General features: G+C 69.4%; 17 protein-coding genes and 1 tRNA gene. 7 read left to right on the top strand and 11 right to left on the bottom strand.

The window, feature by feature from the left end:
• Window positions 1-27 precede the first annotated feature (27 nt).
• Complete coding sequence (locus tag ACWGSK_RS21660) at window positions 28-615, bottom strand: TetR/AcrR family transcriptional regulator (protein ID WP_358512907.1); 588 nt, start codon at window positions 613-615, stop codon at window positions 28-30.
• A 138-nt stretch (window positions 616-753) separates the two neighbouring features.
• Here ACWGSK_RS21660 and ACWGSK_RS21655 point away from each other — a divergent pair, with 138 nt between their 5' ends.
• Entirely contained in the window at window positions 754-2,547 is a 1,794-nt protein-coding gene (locus ACWGSK_RS21655; protein ID WP_452456613.1) for an ABC transporter ATP-binding protein, read from the top strand.
• A 1-nt stretch (window position 2,548) separates the two neighbouring features.
• Here ACWGSK_RS21655 and ACWGSK_RS21650 read toward each other — a convergent pair whose 3' ends face one another.
• On the bottom strand, window positions 2,549-3,580 hold the full coding sequence (locus tag ACWGSK_RS21650) for an FAD-dependent monooxygenase (protein ID WP_358512905.1): 1,032 nt from the start codon (window positions 3,578-3,580) through the stop codon (window positions 2,549-2,551).
• A gap of 77 nt (window positions 3,581-3,657) precedes the next feature.
• Between ACWGSK_RS21650 and ACWGSK_RS21645 the strand changes: the two genes are divergently transcribed.
• A complete protein-coding gene (locus ACWGSK_RS21645) occupies window positions 3,658-4,209 on the top strand; it encodes a TetR/AcrR family transcriptional regulator (RefSeq protein ID WP_358512903.1) in 552 nt (183 codons plus the stop codon).
• Window positions 4,210-4,283: 74 nt separating this feature from the next.
• Here the strand turns inward: ACWGSK_RS21645 and ACWGSK_RS21640 are convergent, their stop codons facing one another.
• The 3 genes from ACWGSK_RS21640 to ACWGSK_RS21630 form a co-directional block, all read right to left on the bottom strand.
• Window positions 4,284-5,186: a carbohydrate ABC transporter permease gene (locus ACWGSK_RS21640; RefSeq protein WP_358512901.1), complete on the bottom strand. Its 903-nt coding sequence runs from the start codon at window positions 5,184-5,186 to the stop codon at window positions 4,284-4,286.
• Window positions 5,183-6,031 carry a carbohydrate ABC transporter permease gene (locus ACWGSK_RS21635; protein WP_358512936.1) on the bottom strand — a complete coding sequence of 283 codons (849 nt, stop codon included), beginning with the start codon at window positions 6,029-6,031 and terminating at the stop codon, window positions 5,183-5,185. Before ACWGSK_RS21635 ends, ACWGSK_RS21640 begins: the two co-directional genes overlap by 4 nt.
• A gap of 85 nt (window positions 6,032-6,116) precedes the next feature.
• Window positions 6,117-7,424, bottom strand: a complete 1,308-nt coding sequence (locus tag ACWGSK_RS21630) for an ABC transporter substrate-binding protein (RefSeq protein ID WP_452456582.1) — start codon at window positions 7,422-7,424, stop codon at window positions 6,117-6,119.
• Window positions 7,425-7,645: 221 nt separating this feature from the next.
• On the opposite strand from ACWGSK_RS21630, the gene ACWGSK_RS21625 reads away from it, so the two are divergent.
• On the top strand, window positions 7,646-8,656 hold the full coding sequence (locus tag ACWGSK_RS21625) for a LacI family DNA-binding transcriptional regulator (protein ID WP_452456581.1): 1,011 nt from the start codon (window positions 7,646-7,648) through the stop codon (window positions 8,654-8,656).
• A gap of 41 nt (window positions 8,657-8,697) precedes the next feature.
• Window positions 8,698-10,311 (top strand): glycoside hydrolase family 13 protein, encoded by a 1,614-nt coding sequence (locus ACWGSK_RS21620; RefSeq protein ID WP_358512895.1) that lies wholly within the window; start codon window positions 8,698-8,700, stop codon window positions 10,309-10,311.
• Here ACWGSK_RS21620 and ACWGSK_RS21615 read toward each other — a convergent pair.
• A complete protein-coding gene (locus ACWGSK_RS21615) occupies window positions 10,308-11,264 on the bottom strand; it encodes a helix-turn-helix transcriptional regulator (RefSeq protein ID WP_452456580.1) in 957 nt (318 codons plus the stop codon). The genes ACWGSK_RS21620 and ACWGSK_RS21615 overlap by 4 nt on opposite strands.
• Window positions 11,265-11,326: 62 nt before the next feature.
• On the opposite strand from ACWGSK_RS21615, the gene ACWGSK_RS21610 reads away from it, so the two are divergent.
• Together ACWGSK_RS21610 and ACWGSK_RS21605 are read left to right on the top strand one after the other, a co-directional pair.
• Window positions 11,327-12,520, top strand: a complete 1,194-nt coding sequence (locus ACWGSK_RS21610; protein WP_452456579.1) for an epoxide hydrolase family protein — start codon at window positions 11,327-11,329, stop codon at window positions 12,518-12,520.
• Window positions 12,521-12,694: 174 nt separating this feature from the next.
• Window positions 12,695-13,783 (top strand): serine hydrolase domain-containing protein, encoded by a 1,089-nt coding sequence (locus tag ACWGSK_RS21605; protein ID WP_452456578.1) that lies wholly within the window; start codon window positions 12,695-12,697, stop codon window positions 13,781-13,783.
• A gap of 306 nt (window positions 13,784-14,089) precedes the next feature.
• On the opposite strand, the gene ACWGSK_RS21600 is transcribed toward ACWGSK_RS21605, so the two are convergent.
• The 4 genes from ACWGSK_RS21600 to nadD all read right to left on the bottom strand — a co-directional run bounded on the left by ACWGSK_RS21600 (window position 14,090) and on the right by nadD (window position 15,979).
• Window positions 14,090-14,162: transfer RNA gene (locus ACWGSK_RS21600), tRNA-Ala, on the bottom strand.
• A gap of 76 nt (window positions 14,163-14,238) precedes the next feature.
• Window positions 14,239-14,862 (bottom strand): histidine phosphatase family protein, encoded by a 624-nt coding sequence (locus ACWGSK_RS21595; protein WP_358512887.1) that lies wholly within the window; start codon window positions 14,860-14,862, stop codon window positions 14,239-14,241.
• 47 nt (window positions 14,863-14,909) lie between these two features.
• Window positions 14,910-15,305, bottom strand: coding sequence for a ribosome silencing factor (gene rsfS / locus ACWGSK_RS21590; RefSeq protein WP_358512885.1), 396 nt, complete (start codon window positions 15,303-15,305; stop codon window positions 14,910-14,912).
• 59 nt (window positions 15,306-15,364) lie between these two features.
• On the bottom strand, window positions 15,365-15,979 hold the full coding sequence (gene nadD / locus ACWGSK_RS21585) for a nicotinate-nucleotide adenylyltransferase (RefSeq protein ID WP_358512934.1): 615 nt from the start codon (window positions 15,977-15,979) through the stop codon (window positions 15,365-15,367).
• 280 nt (window positions 15,980-16,259) lie between these two features.
• Between nadD and ACWGSK_RS21580 the strand changes: the two genes are divergently transcribed.
• Window positions 16,260-17,342 carry a M48 family metallopeptidase gene (locus ACWGSK_RS21580; RefSeq protein ID WP_358512883.1) on the top strand — a complete coding sequence of 361 codons (1,083 nt, stop codon included), beginning with the start codon at window positions 16,260-16,262 and terminating at the stop codon, window positions 17,340-17,342.
• 98 nt (window positions 17,343-17,440) lie between these two features.
• Here the strand turns inward: ACWGSK_RS21580 and ACWGSK_RS21575 are convergent, their stop codons facing one another.
• The gene (locus ACWGSK_RS21575; RefSeq protein ID WP_452456577.1) at window positions 17,441-18,157 is read right to left on the bottom strand and encodes an alpha/beta hydrolase family protein; all 717 of its coding nucleotides are present in this window, start codon (window positions 18,155-18,157) and stop codon (window positions 17,441-17,443) included.
• Window positions 18,158-18,161: the final 4 nt, after the last annotated feature.

Below are 18,161 nucleotides of genomic sequence, written 5' to 3'. Positions count from 1 at the left end.
TCCATGTGGTGGGCCCCGACCCCTTCGTCATGCCCGGGGTTCGCGGCCGATCGCTTTGACCAGGGACATCAGGCACATGTTGTGCGCCTCGAAGGCGGGCACCTTCGCGACGTCGGTGTAGGTCCAACCGGCGTAGAGGGCGGCCCACAGGAGTTGCTGGGCCCACAGGGGTGTGACGCGCGGGTCGATGGTGCCGTCCTCGTGGCCGCGTTCGATGAGCTCGTAGAGCGCGAGGTCGCTGGGACCGCACTGCTCCTCGTCGGGTTCGTCGGTCATCTCCTCTCCGCCCATGGAGAGCATGATGACCTTGACCAGCCCGAAGTACTCGGAGACCAGACGGGAGAAGGCTTCGAGCGCGGTGCCTTCGGTGGTGCGGGCGCGCGCGGTGGCCTCGTCGGCGAGTTCGTTGGCGTAGCCCTCCAGGGCCACGACGAGGTCGGCGCGTTCGGGGAAGTAGCGCTGCAGGGTGCTGCGGGCGACACCCGCCCTGCCGGCCACCTGTGACAGCGGGGCGGCCCGATTCTCCGTCAGGACGTCGACGGCGGCCTCCAGGATCGCGCGGCGGGTGCGTGCGCGAGTCCTTGTCTCTTCCTCTGCGGGAGCACTCTTCACCATGTCTTCATCCTAGAGGGATCGGTACTCACTTGACAATAATCGGTCACCCGTGACCTAATTCAGACCATGGCTGATCTTTTCTCGGTGCCCGATTCCCGATCCTCGCCCTCCCCTGAACCACGTTTCGCCCAGCTGCGGGTGCTCTGGTCGTTCGTCCGACCGCACCGGCGCAAACTCCTGCTCGGCCTCGTGCTGGCCCTGCTGGGTTCGGCCCTGGAACTGGCCAATCCGATGGTGATCAAGCTGGTCCTGGACACGGTGTCCGACGCCGGCAGCCTGGCGATGCCGGTGACGATCCTGCTGTGCCTGTTCGTCAGCGGCATCGTGTTCGGGCTATGGCACTGGATCGTGCTGGGCACGGTCGCGGAGAAGGTGGTTCTGGACGCGCGCACGTCCCTGGTGCGCCGCTACTTCAGGGCGGCCATGCAGCCGCTGTCCAAGCGTCTCTCCGGCGAACTCGTCACCCGGGCCACCTCCGACACCGTCCTGCTGCGCGAAGCCGCTTCCAGCAGCGTGATCAGCCTGGTCAACGGTGGCGTGCTGCTGGTCGGCACGCTCATCATGATGGGTGTGTTGGACCTGGTCCTGCTCGCGGTGACCGCGTCCGCGGTGGCCATCGTGACGGTCCTGTTCCTCACCCTGATGCCCGCCCTGGCCAAGGCACAGGAGAGGGCCCAGAACTCGCTCGGTCTGATGGGCGGGGTCCTCGACGGCTCCCTGCGGGCGATCCGCACGGTCAAGGTGAGCCGCGCCGAGGAGCGTCTGGGCGACCAGATCCTGGGCCACGCCCAGGACGCCGCCGCGCTCGGCATCCGGTCGGTGCGCCGGGGGGCCGTGGCGTGGACGATCGCCTCCGGTGGGATCCAGCTGTCGATCATCGCGATCCTCGGTCTGGGCGCCCTCCGAGTGGCCTCCGGGGAGATCGCCGTTTCCACCCTGGTGGCGTTCCTGCTCTACGCGTTCACCCTGATGACCCCGGTCATGGAGCTCTCCCAGAGCGTCACCACGTTGCAGTCGGGCATCGCCGCCGCCAAACGCATCCGTGAGGTGGAGGCCATCCCCCTCGAACCCACCGCCGAGGCCCCGACCGACTCCCCCGCCGAGCGTCCCCTCGCCCCGTCCTCCGAGAACGGCCACGGGAGCCCGTTGTTGGAGCTGCGCGGGGTCACCGCCCGCTACGCCCCGGGGGCCGAGGCCGCCTTGGAGGAGGTCGACATCACCGTCTCCCGCCGCGGGCACACCGCCATCGTCGGCCCGTCCGGCGCGGGCAAGACCACGGTGCTGTCGTTGTTGCTGCGCTTCCTCGAACCGGAGCACGGCGAGCTGCTGTTGGAGGGCAGACCGTACCGTGAGCTCTCCCCTCAGCAGGTCCGGGCACACTTCTCCTACGTGGAGCAGGACACCCCGGTGGTGCCGGGCACCGTCCGTGACAACCTGCTGTTCACCCGCCCCGAGGCCGGTGAGGACGAACTACACCGGGTCCTCGACGACGTGCGGTTGACCGACAAGGTCGCCTCTTTGGATCAGGGCCTGGACACCCCGTTGGACTCCAACTCGTTCTCCGGTGGTCAACGCCAGCGCGTGGCCCTGGCCCGGGCCCTGTTGGGGTCCCCGGACGTGCTGCTGTTGGACGAGGCGACCTCGCAGGTGGACGCGATCACCGAGGCCGCCATCACCGAGAGCGTCCGCCGTCAGGCCGACCGCGGAGCCGTGGTGACCATCGCGCACCGTCTGTCCACGGTCATCCGCGCCGACCGCATCCTGCTTCTGGAGGACGGCCGGATCCGCGCCCAGGGCACCCACCGGGAGCTGCTGGAGCGGGACACCCTGTACCAGGAGCTGGTCGCGGCCCTGCACATCGCCCAGACCGAGGAACGCGGCCGCGAGCAGCCCGGAGACGACGAGGTGGCCGCCGGGGTCTTCCCGAACTGAATCACTCCGTGGCGCCCGCGCGCACACGCGGCATCCGGGTCGTGACGGCGATCCGGTTCACCACCCGGGACGCGGCCACGATCCGACGGGTGGGGCCTCTGCGGGCGCGGTCGTAGCGGGCCAACGCCCGCCCGAGCGAGGGTTCCTCCGTCAGGGCCCGGCTCAGGGTCGCGGCGTCGATGAGGGACTCACAGGCACCCCTGCCGAGGTTGGGCGCCATGGCGTGGGCGGCGTCGCCGATGAGCGCGTGGCGCCCCTTCGCGTAGCGACCGAACGCCGGCAGGTCGTACAGGGTCCTTCGGTCCACACCGTGGGTCCGGGCCCCGGAGACGATCCGCGCGACGTCGGGGTACCAACCGGCGTACTCACGGCGCAGGACTGCGGCGTGGACGTCCGGGTCGCGCGAGGCGAGTTCGGTCTCCGTGAGCAGGCGCCGGTCCAGGGCCGCGTACCAGTTGGTGGTGTGGGCGTCGAGCGGGGTGATACCGAAGATGCGGCGCCCGCCCCAGACCTCGGTCACCCCGTCCACTCGGCCGGGCCGTGTTCCCCGGTAGGCGACGGAACCGAGCGGGCGCGGCGGGCTCGCGCGGGAGAAGGCGGTGTCTCGAACGAGGCTGTGGATCCCGTCCGCGCCGATCACCAGGTCGTGGTAGCGGCCGGGGGCGAGGTCGGCGACGGTCACGGGGGTGTTCCACCGCACGGTTCCGGCGGGGAGGGCCCTCACCAGCAGGTCGAGCAGGGCGGACCGGGACACCAGGTGGCCGCCGCGGCCTTCGGCGCCGAGCAGCACGCGGCCGTTGGGCCGGCGCAGCCTCAGCGCGGACCGGTACTCGGCGCGAGCACGCACCTCCTCGCCCAGACCGAGCCGGTCCAGGGCGGCCAAGGCACCCGGCCATACGCCGAGGGCACCGCCGATGTCGGGCGGACCGGAGAGTCTCTCGCGAACCTCGACCTCCCAGCCGCCGTCGAGCAGTCCGCGGGCAACCGCGAGTCCGGCGATCCCTCCGCCCACCACCAGTGCCGTTGCGCGCATCGATGCCACCTCGTCCGTTCGCGGCGCACGGATACTACGATCGTAGTACCCCTTTACTACGAATGTAGTATGCCGCCATGTCCCAGACAAGAGCCCGTGCCCTCGACGCCGCCATCGAACTGTTGGGCACCCGAGGCCTGCACGCCCTCACCCACGGCAAGGTGGACGTCCAGGCCGGCCTGCCCAAGGGTTCGACCTCCAACCACTTCCGCACCCGCGACGCCCTCGTGCGCGGGGTCGTGGAACGCCTGGAGGAACTCGACCGCCGGGACCGGGCCGACCTGAACGGCCTGGAGGTGACCACCGTCGAGGGCCTGGTGGACACCCTGGCGCTGTTCGTCTCGGATATGACCACCACGCACCGAGGCCGGACCGTGGCCCGCTACACCCTGTCGATGGAGGCCACGCACAACCTGGAGGTGCGCGCCTCCCTCAATCGTGGGCACGACCTGCTTCGGGCCTGGGTCATCGAGATCCTCACCGACCTGGGGGCCGCCACGCCGCGCACCGCCGCCCGAACCCTGCTGGCCTACGCCGACGGGCTCATCATGCACGCACTGCTGCGGCCCGAGGCGGTGGAGCCGCGCGGTCAGCTCCTGCGCGTGACCCGCGCCTGTTTGACCCCCTGACCTCGCACACGACGGCGCCCCGGCGGGTCCACACGGGACCTCCGGGGCGCCGGCTCACTCGAACGGACCAGACCTCAGCCCTTCACCGCCCCCGAGGTCAGCCCCGCCACGATCCTGCGTTGCAGGACGAGCGCGAAGATGATGAGCGGGACGGACACCAGCACCGAGGCGGCCATGATCTGACCGATCGGGTTCTCGTAGCCGACCCTCTCGAAGGTGCCCACGAAGACCGGGACGGTCTGCACGTTCAGGTCACGCGGGGCGAACGAGAAGGCGAGCAGGAACTCGTTGGTGGCGTAGACGAACGTGAGGATCGAGGCGGCCCCCACGCCCGGCGCGGCCAGCGGCGCCACCACCCTCAGGAACGCCTGGAACGGCGTGGCCCCATCGACCTTGGCCGACTCCTCGATCTCCTTGGGGATGCCCGCGAAGAACGTCGTCAGGATGAAGATGGACAGCGGCAGGGTCAACGCCACGTACGGGATGATCATGCCCGCGTAGGAGTTGAGCAGGTTGATCCCGGTCCACTCGTTGAGTTGCAGGTACATCTGGTACAGCGGGTTGACCAGGGCGACCGGCGGGAACAGGGTCGCCACCAGCGTGGCCGCCAACAGCGCGAACTTACCGGCCAGCGGCAGTCGGGCCAGCGCGTACCCGGCGAGCGAGGCCACCGGGATGCAGATCAGCGTGGTCACCGACGCCACGATCAGCGAGTTGCGCAACGGGAACAGGAAGCCCTGGTCCACGACCTCCTGGTAGTTGCCCAGGCTGAACGGTCCGTTGAGGATGTTCGGGTCGGTCAACGCCACCGATCCCGTGCGCAGACTGGTCATCCCCATCCACAGGAACGGGAACAGGCACCAGGTCAGCACCACCAACAGACCCAGCAGCTTGAGTGCTCCGGACACCGCCGGCGGGGTGCCTCGTTTGGGACGGTGGACCGCGCGGGTCGCCCCCTGGCTCTGTGCGACGCTCATCGCTTCTCCTTCCGCCCCACGTCACCGACCATGTGGCGGCCCATCCGACCGATGAAGGCCAGACCGACGAGCATGACGATGACGAACGTGACCGTGGACAGCGCGTTGGCGTAGCCCGGTTGTGGTTCGGCGACCAGGAACCGCTGCGCGTACACCGACAGGGTCGCCAGCGAGTTCGAGTACCCGGAGAACACGTACGCGAAGTCGAACATGCGCAGCGCGTCCACGGTGCGGAACAGCAGCGCCACCACGATCGCCGGTCGCAGCAGGGGCAGCGTGATGGTCCAGAACCGTTGGAACACGTTGGCGCCGTCCATCTTGGCGGCCTCGTAGTAGTCCTTGGGGATGGTCTGCAACCCGGCCAGGAGCAGCAACGCCACGAACGGGGCGGTCTTCCACACGTCCGCGCTGATGATGCCGACCATCGACCAGGCCGGGTCGCGGAGCCAGTTGATGTCGGTGCCCAGCACCGCGTTCACGAACCCGGGGTTGTGGTCGAACATGTACCGCCACACCTGGGCCGCGACCGCGGTCGGGATCACCCACGGCACCAGGATGACCGCGCGGGTCAGGCCACGGCCGACGAAGACCTGGTGCATGATGAGCGCGAACGCCATCCCGACGACGAACTCCAGGGACACCGAGGCCACCGTGAAGATCAGGGTGTTCTGCGCGGCGTTCCAGAAGCCGGGGTCGGTCAGGGCGCCGACATAGTTCTCGACGCCCACGAGTTCTCGGTTGAACCCCCGGATGTCGTACAGGCTCATCCAGACGGCGTAGAACACCGGGAAGAGCGCGATCAGCGCCATGAAGGCGAGCGACGGGGCGAGGAAGATCCGCCCCATCGCCTGCTCCCCCAGTCCATGGGCGCGCCGGCGCACGGCCTTGACGACGTCGGGGGCGACATCCGTGGAATCGGACATCGCTCCTCTACTCTCCCTCGAGTGCGTTGCCGGCGGCGGTGTCCACGGCCTGCAGCGCGGTCTCCGGGTCCTCTTGACCGAGGAAGGCCGGGTGCAGGTTGTCCTGGATCTCCAGGGACAACGAGTTGTAGCCGGGCACCGGCGGGCGGGCCTGCGCCTCGGCGAGGATGTCTCCGAGCATCTCGAAGTTGGGGTCCTCGGCCTCCTCGTAGGCGCTGACCATGGTCGGCGGGAGGCTGTTGTCGGCGAGGATGGCCTGCGCCTCGGGGTCGGTGGCGGCCCAGAGCACGAACTCGCTCGCCAGTTCCTTGTTCTCGCTCAGGCTGCTGACGGCGTTGTTGAGCCCACCCAGGGCGCTGGTGCCCGACTCACCGGTGAAGGAGGGCAGCGGCGCCACCGCGAAGTCCTCGGCGACCGCGCTCTCCTCGCCCTCCTCGCCCTCCAGGAGCGGGACGGCGTAGGGCCAGTTGCGCATGTAGACGGCCTCGCCGGACTGGAAGAGGGCACGGGCGTCGTCCTCGACCATCGAGTCGAAGCCCTCGGCGAAGAACCCGTTCTCCTGCCCCTCGATCATGAAGTCCAGGGCGGTCTGGGCGGCGTCGCCCTCCAGGAACGTGGAGTTCTCCTGGGACTCGTCGAAGAGTTCGCCCCCGGCGGACCAGAACATCTCCAGGTACGTGACGACGAAGCCCTCGTACTGGTCGCCCTGACCGACGAAGGGCGCGATGCCCTCCTCCTCGGCTGCCGCCATGCCGGTCTCGTAGAGCTCGTCCCAGGTGGTGGGCGGCTCGTCGATGAGGTCGGTGCGGTAGTAGAGGAAGGCCCCGTTGGAGGAGTACGGCAGGGCGTAGAGCTCCTGCTGCCACTGCGCGCTGTCGATGGCGCCGGGCAGGCTCACGTCCTCGATGTCGCCGCGCATGTCCTCCAGGCTCTCGATGTAGCCGAAGTCGGCGAACTCTCCGGTCCAGATGACGTCGAGGCCGAGCACGTCGAACTCGCCGGCCTGGGCCTGCAGGTCCTGGAACATGGCCTGGCGCTGCTCGTCGGCGGTGGGGGCGAGGAAGAAGATCTCGACCTGCCGGTCGGGGTTGTTCTCGTTCCACAGGCGGGCCACATCCTCGTGGATGTGGCGGTCGGCGCCGGTGACCGCCCACACGAACTGGGGGTCGTCGGCCAGGCCGGCGCTCTCACCCTCGGCGTCGGACTCCTGCCCGGGGGGTTCTCCACAGGCGGTGGCCAGGGTCAGGACCAGGGTCGCGAGGGCCGCACCACCCGCTCGCCATGTGAATCGCCGGTGCCATGGAAGTGCTGGCATGCCTCTCTCCTTTTCGCGTCTCCGCGGGAGATGTGGAGACACGGCGTCGAGGTGCCGGGACAACGCCCGGTTCGGTTGTTTGAAAACGATGCCATCGAATATGTGATCTAGTCAACATACTTCCTTGATACGTGTGCATATTTGGTGGCGATGGAGGTGATGGTGTAGGTAAATCTATTGAAAACGTTGCCATAGTGGATGATCACTCCTACCGTGGAAGTATGAGCAAACACCCCCCGAGCATGCGGGACGTCGCACGTCGCGCAGGGGTCTCACTGTCCACGGTCTCGCGTGTGATGCGCGGCGTCCCGGGGGTCGCCCCCGCCGTCCGCGAACGCGTACAGGAAGCGGCCGACGAACTCTCCTACGTGGTCTCGCGCAACGCCTCAGGGCTGGTCACCGGGCGCACCGGCCGGGTGGCGGTGATCGTCCCGTTCCTGCAGCCGTGGTTCTTCGGATCGGTCCTGGCCGGCATCAGCGACGGTCTGCAGCGCGCCGGCCTGGACATGCTCGTGTACCAGGTGGGAGAGCTGCGCCGACAGCCCGGTTGGACGAGTTCGCTGCCGCTGAGGCGCAACAGCGACGCGGTCATCACGGTGGCCATGGACCTGTCGGCCGAGGAGTGCGGGCGTCTGGACGACGTCGGTGTTCCCCTCGTCCTCACCGGACAGTCCGTCCCCGGCCGGGCCGGGGTGTTCATCGACGACCGGCAGGGGGTCGCCAAGGCCACACGACACCTGCTCAACCTCGGCCACACCCGCGTGGCCTACATCGGTTCCGAGGGCGGTTCGTGGCGCGGCCGGAGCTCACGGGACCGGTTGGAGGGCTTCCAGAGCACCATGGTCGACGCCGGACTCGCCGAGTGGAGCGTGCTGAGCACACCCGGCCGGCGGGGCGGTGAACTCGCCATGGGGGAGCTGCTCTCCGACCATCGGCCGCCCACCGCCGTCCTCACCGAGTTCGACGACATCGCCATGGGCGCGCACCGCACGCTGCGCCGATCCGGCATCCCCGTACCCGGGGCGATCTCGCTCATGGGCTTCGACAACCACGAGGCCGCCGCGATCCTGGACCTGACCACCGTCGACCAGTCGCCCCGCGCGATCGGAACGGCCGCCGCCGACCTCACCGTGGACATCCTCGCCGGCGAGGCCCCACCGGACCGACACGTGGAGATGCCCACCCGGCTCATCCTCCGACAGTCCACCTCGGCTCCGCTACCGAGCGAGTGACCATCCCGACCGTCCGATCGACCAGGTCAGAAGGAGAGAACATGCGACCGTGGTGGCGCGACGCCGTCCTCTATCAGGTCTACCCGCGCAGCCTCGCCGACTCCGACGGTGACGGGGTGGGCGACCTGCGCGGGATCACCGACCGGCTGGACCACGTGGCGGGGCTGGGCGCCGACGGGATCTGGCTGTCGCCGTTCTACCGCTCTCCTTGGGCCGACGGCGGTTACGACGTGTCCGACTTCCGCGACGTCGACCCCCTGCTCGGCACGCTCACCGACTTCGACGCCATGGTCGAGGCCGCGCACGCCCGCGACCTGCGAGTGATGATCGACATCGTGCCCAACCACACCTCCCAGGAGCACCCCTGGTTCCGGGCGGCGCTGGCCTCACCCGACGCTCCGGAGCGGGACCTGTACGTGTTCCGGGACGGGCGCGGGCCCGACGGCTCCGAGCCGCCCACGAACTGGCGCTCCACCTTCGGTGGGCCCGCGTGGACCCGGGTTCCGGACGGGCGGTGGTACCTGCACATGTTCGCCCCCGAGCAACCGGACCTGAACTGGGACGACGAACGGGTCCGCGAGGAGTTCCGGGACATCCTGCGCTTCTGGAGCGATCGCGGCGTGGACGGTTTCCGCATCGACGTGGCCTACGCCCTGGTCAAGGACCTGGAGCCGCTGCGCGACCTGATCCTTGTGGACGGTGGGCGGTTCGAGGACATCGCCGCCAACCCCGACCACCCGTTCCTGGACCGGCCCGAGGTACACGAGGTGTACCGGGACTGGAACGGTGTGCTGTCCGCCTACGACCCGCCGCGCGCGACCGTCGCCGAGGTGTGGCTGCCCGGGGAGCGTCGTGTGCGCTACACCCGGCCCGACGAGCTCGACCAGGCGTTCAACTTCGAGTACCTCATGGCCCCCTGGGACGCGGACGCCTACCGGAGGGTGATCGCCTCCTCCATCGCCGACGCCACCAGGGTGGGCACCGTCCCCACGTGGGTGACCGGCAACCACGACGTGGTGCGCAAACCCTCCCTGCTGGGGCTGCCCGCGGGCACCGATCCGCGTCGCTGGCTGCTGTCGGACGGCCACGACCCCGAACCCGACCACGCCCTGGGCCGGGCCCGCGCCCGCGCGTTGGCGCTGCTCACCCTGGCCCTGCCGGGGTCGGCCTACGTCTACCAGGGCGAGGAGCTGGGGTTGCCGGAGGTCGCGGACCTGCCGGCCGACGCGTTGGAGGACCCCCGGTGGCGGGGCAGCGGACACACCGACAAGGGCCGGGACGGCTGTCGGGTCCCCCTGCCCTGGACCCGGGAGGGCGCCTCGTTCGGGTTCGGTCAGGGAGGTTCCTGGCTCCCCCAGCCCGACTGGTGGGGCGAGTACTCGGCCCAGGCCCAGGAGGAGGACCTGGACTCGACGCTGTGGCTGTACCGGAACGCGCTGCGGTTGCGCCGGACCTTCTCCGACGACGAGGTCCTGGTGTGGGACGACGCCCTGAACCTGGGCCCGGTGGTGGCGTTCCGCCGAGGCGAGGTGCTGGTTCTGGTCAACACCGGCCCCGAACCGGTGCCGTTGCCCGTCGGCGAAGTACTGCTGTCCAGCACCGACGTGACCACCGACCTCCCCGGTGACGCCGCCGTGTGGCTGCGCGCCGTCTAGGGGTCGACGGCGGCGGCGCAGCGGCGGGCCTGGGCCCGGAAGGCCTCCGCCAGACCCTCCGGGCCCTCGACCAGGGTGAAGTCGGTGTGCGTCGAGGTGATCATCCAGACCAGGTCGTGGAGGGTCTCCGCGCCCAGGTGCAGCAGACAGGAAGCCTCGTCCACGGCCTCCACGACCCCCATCCCCGGCCAGACGCGGTCGGCCACGGTATCGGCCGCCTCATGCAGGCGGACCACCGCCCGGCAGGGCCAGGTCTGCGACGACAGCCGGTGCGACAGGTAGGCCGCCACGTCGCCGTGCGGGGGCACGCGCGGGTCGAACCGGGGGCCGGTGGGCGTGCGCGGGACGAGTCGGTCGACCCGGAAGCCGCGCCAGTCCTCTCGGTCGAGGTCGAAGGCGACCAGGTACCAGCGGGCACCGAAGCTGACCAGGCCGTGCGGCTCCACCCTGCGCGCCGACGTGTCACCGTGCACGCCGGTGTGGTCCATGCGCAGCACCTCACGGCGACGGCAGGCCTCGGCGACCGCCATCAGCGTCTCGGCGGACACCGTCGGCCCGGGTTCGACGCCGGCCCGCACGGTGGCGCCGCGCAGGGTGCGCACCCGCTGCCGCAGTCGTGCGGGCAGCACCTGTTCCAGTTTGGCGAGCGCCCGCCCCGAGGCCTCCTCGATTCCACTCACCGACCCCGCGGTACGGAGTCCCACAACCACCGCGACGGCCTCCTCGTCGTCGAGCAGCAGGGGCGGCATGGCCGCGCCGGGACCCAGCCGGTACCCGGCGACGCCCCGGGTGGCGTGCACCGGATAGCCGAGTTCACGCAGCCGCTCCACGTCCCGGCGCACGGTGCGCGGGGTGACGTCGAGGCGTTCGGCCAGGGTGGCGCCGGACCATTCGCGTTGGGTCTGCAACAGGGCCAGGAGCGCGAGCAGCCGCGCGGAGGTCGTTTCCGCCATGGCACCATTCTCACGCGCGCTTAGGAATGATCCTGACCTAACCGGTTCCTAGCGTGGATGGCATGACGAACCCGGCGCGGCGAATCCGCCCCTTCCGCATCGAGATCCCCGAGGATCACCTGACCGACCTCCGCTCTCGGTTGGCGGGCACCCGTTGGCCCGCCGAACCACCCGGGGTCGGCTGGGACCGCGGGGTCCCGGTCGGCTACCTCAAGGAGCTGGCCGAGTACTGGCGCACCACCTACGACTGGCGGGCCGCCGAGGCGGAGATCAACGCCCATCCGCAGTTCACCACCGAGGTCGACGGCCAGAACGTGCACTTCCTGCACGTCCGTTCGTCCGAGTCGGAGGCCACCCCTCTGTTGATGACGCACGGCTGGCCCGGCGCCGTGACCGACTTCCTGGACGTCATCGGGCCGCTCACCGACCCGCGTGCCCACGGCGGCGACCCCGCGGACGCCTTCCACCTGATGATCCCGTCCCTGCCGGGCTTCGGCTTCTCGACCCCGTTGGCGGGCCCGGGGATGAACGCCTCCCGGATGGGAGGGGTGTTCCTCGAACTGATGGCCCGCCTCGGATACGAGCGCTTCGCCGTACACGGTTACGACACCGGGGCGTGGGTGGCACCGACCATCGGTGAGCAGGCGCCCGAACGGGTTCTCGGTGTGCACGTCAACGGGATGATCACCTTCCCGTACGACGACGAGGAGACCAAGGGCCTGTCCGAGCCGGACCAGCGGCGGTGGGACTCCATGCGGGACTACAACGACGGTTACCTGCGGTGCAACGGCAAGCGACCGCAGACCGTGGCCTATGGCCTGACCGACTCGCCGGTGGGACAGCTGGCCTGGATGGTGGAGAAGTTCAAGGAGCTCTCCCTGCCGGAGGAAGGGCTTCCGGAGGAGAGCCTGGACCGCGACCGGATGCTCACCTGTGTGTCCCTGTACTGGCTGACCGGTACCGCCGCCTCGGCCGCGCAGATCTACTACGAGGAGATGTCGGCGAGCGAATGGAGCGCTTCGGGAGACCAGGGTGATTCCGGGGGCTGGGACGCCGAGGAAAGCGGCGCCGAGGCCAAGGGGGCGCCGACCGGGGTACTGCTATCGGCCCACGACGTGACCGTGCGGCGCTGGGCCGAACGCGACCATCACGTGATGCGCTGGACCGAACTCGACGCGGGCGGCCACTTCCTGTCCCTGGAGAGGCCGGACCTGCTGGTCGGCGACCTCCGTGCCTTCTTCCGCGACCTGCAGTAGGCCGACGAGCCTCATGGCCCGTGGCCGGATCCGGCCACGGGCCCTTCGCTCGACACCGCGCGTACGCGCAATATCCTGACCACTTCCTCGACCGCCCTTCCAAGGGATCGGGGAGCCCTTGGGCGCCCACCACGAAGAATCGAACGAGGTGCCGACGGCACTGGAGACGACGACGTGATCACGACCCCCTCCCCCGACAACCACGTCCCCGCCGACCTCGACGCGCGAATGCGGCGCCTGCTGGAACGGCTCGTGGGCCGTAGCGACGTACACCACGCCTGCGTCGCCGTCACCGGCCGCGGCCACCACTGGGCGGCCGCGCGGGGCCCGGACGACCTCGGATCGCGCCCCGACACCCCGTTCTTCGTCGCGAGCGTCACCAAGCGCTTCATCGTCACGTTGGCCCTGCGGGCCCATGAGCGCGGCGAACTCGACCTGGACTCACCCTTGATCGCCCACCTGCCCGAGGCCACCGGCGTCCACGTCCTCGACGGGGTCGACCACACGCCGACCATCACGCTGCGGCACCTGGCGAGCCACACCTCGGGGCTCCCCGACCACTTCGAGAAACGCCGCGAGGGTCCAAGCCTCAACGAACACCTCGTCGCCGGGCGGGACACCGCCTGGATCTTCGAGGACATCCTGCGGACCACCCGTGAGCAGCAGCGACCGTACTTCCCACCCCAGGATCTGTCCGCCGCCCGACAGAAGGCCCGTTACTCCGACACCGGTTTCCAGTTGCTCATCCGTGTCCTGGAGCGGACGACCGGACGTTCGTTCGGTGCCCTGCTCGCCGAGCGGATCCTCGTCCCCCTGGGGTTGAAGGACACCCGACCGCCCGGCCCACCGCCTCCCGGCATGGCACCGCTGCACACGAAACAGCGCCGCGTCGAACTCCCCGCCCTGCTCACGTCCAGCAACGACCTGTACAGCACCACCGGTGACCTGATCACCTTTCAACGGGCGCTGCTCGACGGAAGGATCCTGGACGACCCGAGCCCACTGACCGAGCGGCGCAACCGACTGCGCAACCTCCCGATGATCCACTACGGGCTGGGCACCATGTACTTCCACGTCAATCGGCTCTTGGCCGGTGGCCGGGCGCCTCTCACGCTCATCGGCCACTCCGGCGGCACCGGGACCTGGCTGTTCCACTGCCCCGAACTGGACCTGCACCTGGCCGGGAGCATCGACCAGACCAAGGGGGCCGCGGTCCCCTTCCAGTACCTGGCCGGTTTCCTGAACGCCTGGCGTTCGTCGTAAGCCCTCTGGCCAGAAAGAACAAGGCCCCCGGCGAGCACACACCGGGGGTCTGGGGGTCGCCCCCAGAAGAAACGACGAAACGACCTGGCGAGGCGGACGAAGTCCCCCGAGCAGAGTCGTCCTGAATATCGGGGGTCTGGGGGTCGCCCCCAGAAGAAACGACGAAACGACCTGGCGAGGTGGACAAAGTCCCCCGAGCAGAGTCGTCCTGAATATCGGGGGTCTGGGGGTCGCCCCCAGAAGAAACGACGAAACGACCTGGCGAGGTGGACGAAGTCCCCCGAGCAGAGTCGTTCCGGAGTGGAGTGGAGCTATGGGGATTCGAACCCCAGACCTCCTCCATGCCATGGAGGCGCGCTACCGACTGCGCCATAGCCCCTTGTGGGAGTCGTCGGGGCTGCGCCCTTTCGACTCCCTGAACTTTAGCGGATGATCGGCCGTTCGTCGAAACGGAATCAGGCGTCGTCGCTGAGGACGACGGGCTCGGGGAGGCTGGCGGCGTTGTGTTCCATGAGTCGCCAGGTCTCACCACGGGCCTGGAGGACGGACCAGTTGCAGTTGCCGAGGGGGCCGAGGAGCTCGCGGCGTTCGTCGGGGATGTCGAGCATGCGCGAGATCCCCACACGCAGGGCCGCCCCGTGGCTGACCATGACGAGGAGGCCGCCGGCGGGGGTCTTGGCGAGTCCCCGTTCGATGGCCGCGCGCATGCGGTCGCCGACGTCGGCGATGGCCTCTCCGTCGGGGATGTCCATGGTCGGGTGTTGGGCGGGGTAGCGCTCGGCGAGTTCGGTGGCGGTGTGCCCTTCCCAGGATCCGCCGTAGCGTTCCCGCAGGCCCTTGTCGAACTCCACCGGAAGCCCGGAGGCACGTTCGAGGTATCCGGCGGTGTCGGCGGCGCGCTTGAGGTCGGACGCGACGATGAGGGCGGGGTTCAAGGTCGCGAGCAGCCGACCGGCCCGTTCGGCCTGAGCGTGGCCGACCGGGTCGAGGTCGATGTCGGTCTGCCCCTGGAAGCGTTTCTCGACGTTCCAGGAGGTGCGTCCGTGCCGCCAGAACAGCACACGAGGGGTGTCACTCACGTGGTGTGTCTCTCTTGTCCGGCGGCCCCTGCGGCCGCGTGGGCTTGCTACTCGTCCAGCGGGGTGCGTTCGGCCCCGCGGGAGCCCTCGGGGAGCTCGATCTCGGGGCAGTCCTTCCAGAGGCGTTCGAGCCCGTAGAAGCCGCGCTCCTCCTCGTGCTGGACGTGCACGATGATCTCGGCGTAGTCCAGCAGGACCCAGCGGCCGTCGCGTTCGCCCTCGCGGCGGACGGGCTTGGCGCCGGACTTGATGCGCAGCTGGTCCTCGACCTCGTCGACGATGGCGCGGACCTGACGGTCGTTGGGCGCCGAGCACAGCACGAAGGCGTCGGTGATCATGAGCTGTTCGCTGACGTCGTAGGCGATGATCTCCTGGCCGAGCTTGTCGGAGGCGGCCTCTGCGGCGACCTGGACCAGTTCCACTGCCCTGTCGGTGGCTGTCACGTTGTGGTTGCTGCCTTCACTTGATCGGGTGCGACCGGTGACGGTTGTGGTCCGTCACCTCATGGCTCCAGGTAGAGCCCGGTCTTGTGGATGTAGCGGACGATGCCGTCGGGTACCAGGTACCAGATGGGTTCGCCCTTGCGGACGCGTTCGCGGCACTCGGTCGAGGAGATGGCGAGCGCGGGGACCTCCACCAGGGAGACCTTGCCTTCGGGAAGGCCGGTGTCGCTGAGGTGGTGTCCGGGCCGGTTACAGCCTACGAAATGCGCGAGGTCGAAGAGTTCGTCGACGTTGTGCCAGCTGAGGATCGCGCCGAGGGCGTCGGCTCCGGTGATGAAGTACAACTCCACGTCGGGCCCGTAGGAGGCGCGCATCTGGCGGAGGGTGTCGATGGTGTAGGTCGGCCCGGAGCGATCGATCTCGGCACGATCGACCCGGAATTGGGGGTTCTCGGCCGTGGCGATGACCGTCATCAGGTAGCGGTCCTCGGAGGGGGTGACCTTGGCGGGGTCCTTCTGCCAGGGCTGTCCGGTGGGAACGAAGACGACCTCGTCGAGCCCGAAGAGGTGGGCGACCTCACTGGCGGCCACGAGGTGACCGTGGTGGATGGGGTCGAAGGTTCCACCCATGATGCCGACCTTGGTCGGGGACGTTCCGACCCGTCTCTGTCTCAGCGCGGTCTCGTCCTGGGGGGAGGCGCCGGTGGCCTGGTCCGTCACTGTGCGCTCCGTTTCGCCGTATCACTGTCTTGGTGGCCCGTTTCAGCCACCTGAGGGTAGCCGACCCCGGGTACCGGTGGTCGACCGTGTGTCGTGTCATCATCGCCCTGAACTGCTCGAACAAGGCCTGTGCCCGCTTCCTTCCCCGCAGGTCGTGAAGGATGTGCACGAACGCGTCATATCTCGTTCGCCGCAAACCGTGGCCAAGCCGCATCGTGACGCATAGCATGCCGATATGGCCAACTCACCAGATCGCGTCCGTGTCCGGCTCACCGATATCTCCGCGCGTGCCTACGAGCACCCCGCCGATCGTGGCGCCCTGGTGGCGCTGCGATCCCTGACGGGTTTCGACACCCTCGTCAAGTCCGTTTTCGGGCGGATCAACGAACGCTCCCTGCGCCTGATGTTCCTCTCCAGCGCCGTGCGGGTCAGCCCCACCCAGTTCCCGGAACTGCACGACTACCTGCGCGACGCGGCCTACGTCCTGGACCTGGACGAGGTTCCCGAGCTCTACGTCAAGATGGATCCCCAGCCCAACGCCATGGCGATCGGCCGCAAGAAGCCGTTCATCGTCATGACGACCGGTCTGTTCGACCTGTTCGACGCCGAGGAGAAGCGGTTCGTCATCGGGCACGAGGTCGGGCACGTGCTCAGTGGCCACACCATCTACCGCACGTTGCTCCTGTTGCTGGTGTGGCTGTCCACCAAGATCATGTGGATCCCGTTGGGCGCCATCGCCATCCAGGCGATCCTGGCGGGGCTGCGGGAGTGGCAGCGCAAGTCCGAGCTGTCCAGTGACCGTGCCGGGCTGCTCGCCTGCCAGAACCCGGACGCCGCCAAGCGCGCCCTGATGAAGCTCGCCGGTGGTTCCAACCTGTCCCAGATGAACCCCGATTCCTTCATGGAGCAGGCTCGCGAGTACGAGGGCGGCGGCGACGCCGTGGACAGCGTGCTGAAGCTGATGACCACCGTTCCGGCGACGCACCCCTTCGCGGTGGTCCGGGTGGCCGAGCTGCACCGGTGGGTGGAGAGCGGCGAGTACCAGCGCGTCGTCGACGGCGACTACCCCCGCCGCTCCACCGACCGTGACGCCAAAGTCACCGAGGAGGCGGGCAACGCGGCCAGGTCCTACCGGGACGAGTGGAACCGCACCAGCGACCCGCTGGTCAGCACCCTGCGCGGGGTGGCCGACGGCGCCGGGCGCGCGGGCGGCCGCATCTTCGACTCGATGGCGGACCGCTGGCGGAACGGTGGGAACCAGGGCGACACCCGGGGCGAGTCCGGTTCGGGCGGCACGAACGGCTCCAACGACAACTGACCTCGACCGGAACACCGTCGTGGTCGATGGCGGGGGTGGAGGGGTCGATCGGTATGGTCGCCCCTCCACCCCCGCCGTTCGTCGTGCGGGCCCGGTCGTCAGCGGGCGCCGAGGGCGTCGCGCACGGTACGCCAGGCGGTGTGCGCGGGGTCGATGACGGCGAAGTGGTCGGCTCCGGCGATCTCCCGGTACTCCACGGGGTCACCGGCGGCCCGGGCCGCGGCCACGTAGTCGCGGCTGTGTTCGACGGGAACCCGCTGGTCGGCGGCGCCGTGCACGATCAACTGCGAGACTCCGATGGGGAGTCGGTGCAGGGGCGAGGATTCCGTGTACAGCTCGGGGGCGGGATCGGGGCCGAGGAAGGGTGCGACGGCGTCCTCTCCCAGCCCGGCGTCGGCGCAGCGGCGCAGGTCGGTGATGGGCGCCAGGGCGACCACGGAGGTGACGAGGGAGTCCGCGGCGGTCATGAGGGCGAGGTGCCCGCCGGCGGAGTGACCGATGGCGACCACGCGTGAGGTGTCCAGCCCGTCCTCGTGGTCGGCGGTGGCGGCGAGCAGGTCCAGGGCGCGGGCGACGTCGTGGGCCGTCCGTGGCCAGCCACCGCCGTCGGTTCCGGTGCGGCGGTATTCGACGTTCCACACGAACCACCCGGCGGCGGCCAGGTCCCCGGCCAAGGGGTCCATGAGGCGCGCGTCGTGCAGGTCCCGCCACCAGCCGCCGTGCAGTAGAACCGCGACCGGGGCGGGTCCGTCGTACCGGCGTGGCTCGTGGCGGTGGACGATCTGGCTGGGGTGGTCGCCATAGGCGGTCGACACCGTG

It is taken from the genome of Nocardiopsis sp. NPDC055551 (genome assembly GCF_053619415.1).
This window is presented reverse-complemented; position numbering and strand designations above follow the sequence as displayed.